This is a genomic window from Geitlerinema sp. CS-897 (assembly GCF_028368005.1).
Lineage (GTDB): Bacteria > Cyanobacteriota > Cyanobacteriia > Cyanobacteriales > Geitlerinemataceae > Baaleninema > Baaleninema simplex.
The window spans coordinates 1-6109 of the sequence record NZ_JAQNCQ010000058.1 but is presented as its reverse complement, the minus strand read 5'-3'; the positions used below and the strand labels follow the sequence as shown (position 1 = coordinate 6109).

The window sequence follows — 6109 nt, the reverse complement described above, 5'->3', positions numbered from 1 at the left end:
TCGCGCGATCGCCCCGCACCGATAAACCCAACGAGAGCTAGATGGCTTCGTGGTTTTTTTCGCCCGTCCGAATGCGAACGATGGTTTCGACAGGGGAGACGAAAATTTTCCCGTCGCCGATTTCGCCAGTTCGAGCTGCCGCCGAAAGCTTGTCTACCACCATGTCCACGCGATCGTCTTCCACAACGATTTCGAGTTTGAGCTTTTGTAAAAACTCAACCGTGTATTCCGAGCCGCGATACCGCTCGGTTTGGCCTTTCTGGCGACCGAACCCCCGCACTTCAGAGACGGTCATTCCCACAATACCCGCGTTTACCAAAGCAATTTTGACTTCGTCGAGCTTAAACGGTCGAATAATGGCTTCTACCTTTTTCACGCCAAAAACTCCTTATGATTATCAAGCTAGTCCTGCGTCAGCATGGCTTTTTATTACCACTGACAACCTGGCATATTTTGTAACAGATTATACGTCTACTGTGGGAACGGCGATGCAGCGAGGGCATCTCTACCGGGAAATTTCCCTATAATTCCAGGGTTGCCAGTCCCAAATACCTCAATCCATCGGGGGTTACGTCGAAGCGACAGGGTAAAACTTCGACACCTATCTCGACGGCTTGGCGAAGTAACTGGCCGTACTGGGGATCGGCATCGTCTCCGGGTGAAAAGCGATCGCAGTCGCCTCGGTTGATAAAGTACAACATCACACAGCGGGCGTCTTCGGCGTCTACGAGGGCGGTTAACTCCCGCAAATGCTTCTGTCCCCGTTCGGTGACGGTATCGGGGAACAACGCCAAGCTGTCTTTGGCCCAGGTGGTGTTCTTGATTTCTACGTAAATGGGTTTCTCCGCGTCGCCGCCAGAAAGTAGGAAGTCGATACGGCTTTTTTGGTCGGTTCCGTAGCGGACTTCGCTGCGAACTGACTCGTAATTTCCCAATTCGGGGATTTGGTGGTTTTCTAAAACCGTTTTCATCACCCGATTGGGTAAGGCGGTGTTAATCCCCACCCAGGTACGCCTGCCGTCGCGCATTTGAATCGTTTCCCAGGTAAAGGGATATTTGCGTTTGGGGTTGTCGCTGTAGGACAGCATGACGGGGGAGGCGGGATCGCAAACGCCGGTCATCGGCCCGGTGTTGGGACAGTGGGCGGTGACGATATCGCCGTTGACGAGTTCGACATCAGCGAGAAAGCGTTTGTAGCGGCGAACTAGGGTTCCTGAATACAGGGGGGGATAGCGATAGACGAAATCGGCGGTCATGAGGAAATGTTTTGAGGTTTTGGGGACGCGGCGATCGCCTCTAAACAGTCTGAAATCGGGCGCGATCGCAAGGGCGACCCGACCTGAATTGTACAAAGATGTGACGGTCTTGCGGTTAAATATTTGGGAACACCTCGCACCTTTGTATCGTTTGTGGCTGAACCCAATAAAACTGCTCGATCGCTGGCGTCTATTGCGGGTATCGTCGCCGCCGCCACCTTAATTAGTAAACTGTTCGGCTTGATTCGCCAACAGGCGATCGCGGCCGCCTTTGGCGTCGGTCCGGCGGTGGACGCCTATAACTATGCCTACGTCATCCCCGGTTTCTTGTTAGTTCTCCTTGGGGGCATTAACGGCCCGTTTCACAGTGCGATCGTCAGCGTCGTCGCCAAACGGGACAAAAAAGATGCCGCTCCCCTCATCGAAACCATGACTACCCTCGTCGGTGGCGTGTTGTTGTTGGTAACGATCGCCCTCGTGATTTTCGCCAGTCCCCTGGTGGACTTAGTGGCACCGGGATTATCGGGGACGGAGGTGGGTCAGCAAATTCGCGCGATCGCGATCGATCAGTTTCGCATCATGGCACCGATGGCGTTGCTGGCGGGACTCATCGGCATTGGCTTCGGCACCTTGAACGCCGCCGATATGTACTGGTTGCCCTCCATTAGTCCTTTATTTTCCAGCGTTGCCCTCCTGGGGGGTTTGGGCTTTCTCGCCTTGTATCTAGGGGAAAACATCACCGACCCCCGCTATGCCACCCTCGGCGGCATGGTGTTGGCGTGGGGAACTCTCCTCGGGGCAGTGTTGCAGTGGTTGGTGCAGGTGGTAGTGCAGTGGCGGGAAGGGTTGGGAACCCTACGGCTGCGGTTCGAGTTTTGGCGTCCGGGGGTGCGCGAGGTGATGAAAGTGATGGGGCCGGCGACGTTTTCCTCGGGAATGATGCAAATTAACGTTTATACGGATTTGTGGTTTGCTTCGTTCATTCCCCAAACCGCCTCGGCCTTGGGATATGCGGGGCTGTTGGTACAGACACCCTTGGGGATTCTCTCCAATGCGATTTTAGTGCCGATGCTGCCGATTTTTTCGCGGTTGTCCGACCCGCAACATTGGGGAGAGTTAAAGTTGCGAATTCGCCAGGGCTTGATTTTAACGGCGTTGTCGATGTTGCCGTTGGGGGCGTTGATGGTGGCGTTGGCGATGCCCATCGTACAGGTGGTTTACGAACGATATGCGTTCGATCGCGCGGCGTCGGAGTTCGTGGCGGCGATTTTGATGGCCTATGGGTTGGGAATGTTTGTCTATTTGGGGCGCGATGTGTTGGTGCGAGTGTTTTACGCCCTCGGCGATGGCGATACGCCGTTTCGCGTCAGTATGGTGAATATTTTCCTCAATGCCTTGTTGGACTATTTGTTTATTAATTGGTTTGGTGCGCCGGGGTTGGTGTTGGCGACGGTGGGGGTCAATATTATTTCGATGGTGGCATTGTTGGTGTTGCTCGATCGTAAGATTAACGGCATTCCCTGGCGCGAATGGGCGACTCCGGTGGTGTGGCTGACGCTGTTGAGTGTGGTGTCGGGGTTTGCCGGTTGGGGCGCGTTTGCGCTGATGCAACGGTCGGTTGTGGAACCGGGATTTTTGTTGTTGTTGTTGGAGTTGGCGATCGCGGGTTTTGTAGGATTGGGACTGTTCGGTTTGGTGGTGACGCGGATGGGACTTCCCGAGGTGGATTTGTTCGTCCGTCGCATTCGTCAGAAGTTGGGGCGGTGAGAGCTGCTAAGATGGTTGAATTGTCCGTTTTATTTTTTCCTCGATCGCGTTTGAATTTAGATCTTTTCACCATGAACGATTCTTTAAAAGCCGTTGAGTTATTTGCCGGAATTGGCGGATTTAGACTGGCGTGCGATCGATTGGGAATTGAAACGGTGTGGGCAAACGATATCGACGCCAACGCCGCTAAGGTTTACAGGAAAAAGTCCCATCTATCGAACTTTGTCAAGGGGGATATTTGGCAGTTTCTCGATGAGATTCCCCCTCACGATTTGCTGACGGCGGGATTTCCCTGTCAACCGTTTTCCAGTGCAGGTAAAAAACTCGGAATTTGCGATCCGCGAGGGACGTTATTCGAGGCAATTGTCAAAATTTTGAAATGGCGACAACCTCAATATTTCGTCCTCGAAAATGTCAAACGCCTGTTATCGATGCAAGGCGGCTCTCATTTTGCTGCGATTCTCGATTCGCTTTCTCGGTTGGGGTATCTTGTGGAATGGCGGCTTTTGAACGCTGCCAATTTTGGCTTGCCGCAAAATCGAGAACGAATTGTGATTGTGGGAACGCCAAATTCTTCACGAATTGTTTCTCACCTTGCTACTTCAGAAGATTTTACAGGGGTATCGATCGAAAAATCGGCGGCTCTGGCAAACTTCTCCTTTTGGAATCCTATTGAAAGCCATACTAAAAAATTCAAAGCCTGGGGAATGGCTAAAAACGGAAAGTTTTACGACCTCGATTTATCGATATTTTCTGAAGCTCAGCCATTAGTAAAATTAGCGGAGATTTTAGAAGCCAATCCCGAGGCGAGTTTTGATTTTACTGAAGACACTTTAGAACGACTCAAATCGAGTGTTTTCGTCAATAAGTTAATTAACGGCGTTCGAGTCTTGTACAACCAAAAAGGCGGCTCTAGAATGGGCTATACAATTTATGGAATTGATGGTTTAGCACCGACGCTAACTTCAACTACGAGCCGTCATTACGAACGATACCAAGTGGGCGATCGCTATCGTCGCTTAACGAATATCGAGTATGCTCGGATACAAGGTTTTCCAGACGATCGTTGCGATTGCTTATCGGTTTACCATCAATACAGTTTATACGGTAATGCGTTTCCGCCGCAAATGGCATCTTGGGTGATTCGTAAGTTAATTCGAGAGGAGTCGATCGACTTCTCTGAAACCTCTCAACAACTCAGCTTGTCTCTAATTTAGACATTCAACTCTCAAAGGCGCATAACACCTCGAACTAACCCGGCTTTTTGAATCACTCGACCATACTGTAACCGCCACTGCAACGCATTAGATATCGTGAGATAACCTTGGGTTGGTGGATGCTCTAAAATTTCCCCTGCAATGCTATAGGCTTCAATGTCGTCTACAGGTAGATTGCGATCGAGCATAAACGCAACTAAATCGTCGCTATTCCCTTCACGATTTAAAATATCGAGGATACCTCGCGTCATTTGATAGTCCGCTGTATGTTGTCGCTCGACAAATATCGTATGATGGATATTTAGATGACTGGTTTTTTCTGGGTGGTTGTCTGATTTTTCATAAACAAAGATTAGTAGGTCGTACCCTAAACCAAATATTTTTTGTCGTGCAGATTTAAAAGGACAGGATGACTGAGGTTGACGAATACTGGTAGTTTTGACATCAACTTCTAATTCTGGAAAATCAATTCCAGATGCGGCGTTTCCTTTAACATAGGTGTACGACTGCTCGAGATAGTCGTTAAATTTTTGCTCGAGATAAGTTCCGACTTTTTTACCATCGGTGACGCCATATAAGGAAGATTCGTTACAGGAACTTTGAATCTCGGAGAATTTTTGGGCTTCAGTTAAAAAGGCAGATTTTGTAAGGTCGGATGTCATCGGAAATTTTGAAATTTTTTAGACTGAATTTAGTATCACAAATTCACACAAATGTCAAATCCAATCGGGCTTTGCAACCTCAGACTTTGCAGAGTTGAAATTATTGGAATTGGGGGTAGCGATCGATTCGCGATCGAACACCAGTTCTTCCACCTCTTCGAGTTGGTTTTCAAACTCTGTGAGATCGTGAGTCTCCCAAAATTCGGCTAATTCTTGAATCGAGTCAGTTTGGGGAATCGTTTCGCGAGTCATGGGTTCCTCCATTCGGCGTGATGACGTGCCATTGGTTCGAGATAGGTCGATTTTACTCAGCTTTTGGGTCGGGCTTATACGGAATCCGAATCTCAAACACGGGTTTGCCCCAGTCAGACAAGCCCCTCTCTGTGTCCTCTGTGTCTCTGTGGTGAAGACTTCTTAAAACCCAGCTTATCGGAAAAGGATGGAGTATTACTGGAGGCGTCTCGGGTTGGGTGGTAACGCGGATGGGACTTCCCGAGGTAGGAAATAGTTAAGTTTTTATGACAGTCCGGCGATCGCCCGTTGTGCGGTGGTAAAGTCAAAACATCTGAAAATCTATTCAGATGTCGATCGCATTTAGGACAAAGTGCCATGACCACCGTTACGCAAATGAAATGCGCCTGCGAGTCTTGCTTGTGCGTCGTAGACACGGATAAAGCCGTCGAGAAAGACGGTCAGTACTATTGCAGCGAAGCTTGCGCGAACGGACATCCCGACGGAAGCGGTTGCGGACACCAGGGTTGCACCTGCCACGCTTAAGTTTGGTTCGCCTCCCCTCTCGCGAGAGGGGAGGGGAGGATTTCATAATTCAAGACTGTACGGAAAGTTTAATTTTAGACTCGGAATACCAACATAACGTTGATTTTGGATTAAGCTACACTAGACTTTACTCGACTTCTTCACAAAATCAACAAATGTCAATGAGGGGTTTAAAATTATGACCGAGTTTAACCCGCCTGACCAAATCCTGAAAAATAGCGATTTGAATTTTAGTGCTTTGTCTGAAATATTTTCTCATCGAACTACGTCTTACAAATATCTATTTTTTATTCGCCGATTCAAAAATGAAATGCAACACCGGTGGGTTTACGAATAAAGGCTCATCGGCTATACTTCGATCTTTCATGAATAATTACCTAATTGAAGATCGAACCAATGAGCCATCACCATCTTACCCCATCTGAGCGTG

8 protein-coding genes are annotated in these 6109 nt (G+C 49.1%); 4 read left to right on the top strand and 4 right to left on the bottom strand.

Annotation, left to right across the window (positions count from 1 at the left end; all coding sequences use genetic code 11):
- Positions 1-37 precede the first annotated feature (37 nt).
- Entirely contained in the window at positions 38-376 is a 339-nt protein-coding gene (locus POG22_RS03125; RefSeq protein WP_017659443.1) for a P-II family nitrogen regulator, read from the bottom strand.
- A 145-nt stretch (positions 377-521) separates the two neighbouring features.
- The gene (gene sfsA, locus POG22_RS03120; protein ID WP_498903567.1) at positions 522-1256 is read right to left on the bottom strand and encodes a DNA/RNA nuclease SfsA; all 735 of its coding nucleotides are present in this window, start codon (positions 1254-1256) and stop codon (positions 522-524) included.
- Here sfsA and POG22_RS03115 point away from each other — a divergent pair.
- The 3 genes from POG22_RS03115 (at position 1255) to POG22_RS03105 (ending at position 4240) form a co-directional block, all read left to right on the top strand.
- Positions 1255-1479, top strand: a complete 225-nt coding sequence (locus POG22_RS03115; protein ID WP_498903565.1) for a hypothetical protein — start codon at positions 1255-1257, stop codon at positions 1477-1479. The genes sfsA and POG22_RS03115 overlap by 2 nt on opposite strands.
- Positions 1410-3023 (top strand): murein biosynthesis integral membrane protein MurJ, encoded by a 1614-nt coding sequence (gene murJ / locus POG22_RS03110; RefSeq protein ID WP_498903564.1) that lies wholly within the window; start codon positions 1410-1412, stop codon positions 3021-3023. Before POG22_RS03115 ends, murJ begins: the two co-directional genes overlap by 70 nt.
- 71 nt (positions 3024-3094) lie before the next feature.
- Positions 3095-4240 (top strand): DNA cytosine methyltransferase, encoded by a 1146-nt coding sequence (locus tag POG22_RS03105; RefSeq protein WP_498903562.1) that lies wholly within the window; start codon positions 3095-3097, stop codon positions 4238-4240.
- Positions 4241-4251: 11 nt separating this feature from the next.
- Here the strand turns inward: POG22_RS03105 and POG22_RS03100 are convergent, their stop codons facing one another.
- Positions 4252-4902 carry a type II restriction-modification system restriction endonuclease gene (locus tag POG22_RS03100; RefSeq protein WP_498903561.1) on the bottom strand — a complete coding sequence of 217 codons (651 nt, stop codon included), beginning with the start codon at positions 4900-4902 and terminating at the stop codon, positions 4252-4254.
- Positions 4903-4956: 54 nt separating this feature from the next.
- On the bottom strand, positions 4957-5154 hold the full coding sequence (locus POG22_RS03095; protein ID WP_498903559.1) for a CopG family antitoxin: 198 nt from the start codon (positions 5152-5154) through the stop codon (positions 4957-4959).
- A 357-nt stretch (positions 5155-5511) separates the two neighbouring features.
- On the opposite strand from POG22_RS03095, the gene POG22_RS03090 reads away from it, so the two are divergent.
- Complete coding sequence (locus POG22_RS03090) at positions 5512-5679, top strand: metallothionein (protein ID WP_071591973.1); 168 nt, start codon at positions 5512-5514, stop codon at positions 5677-5679.
- The last annotated feature ends 430 nt before the right edge of the window (positions 5680-6109 follow it).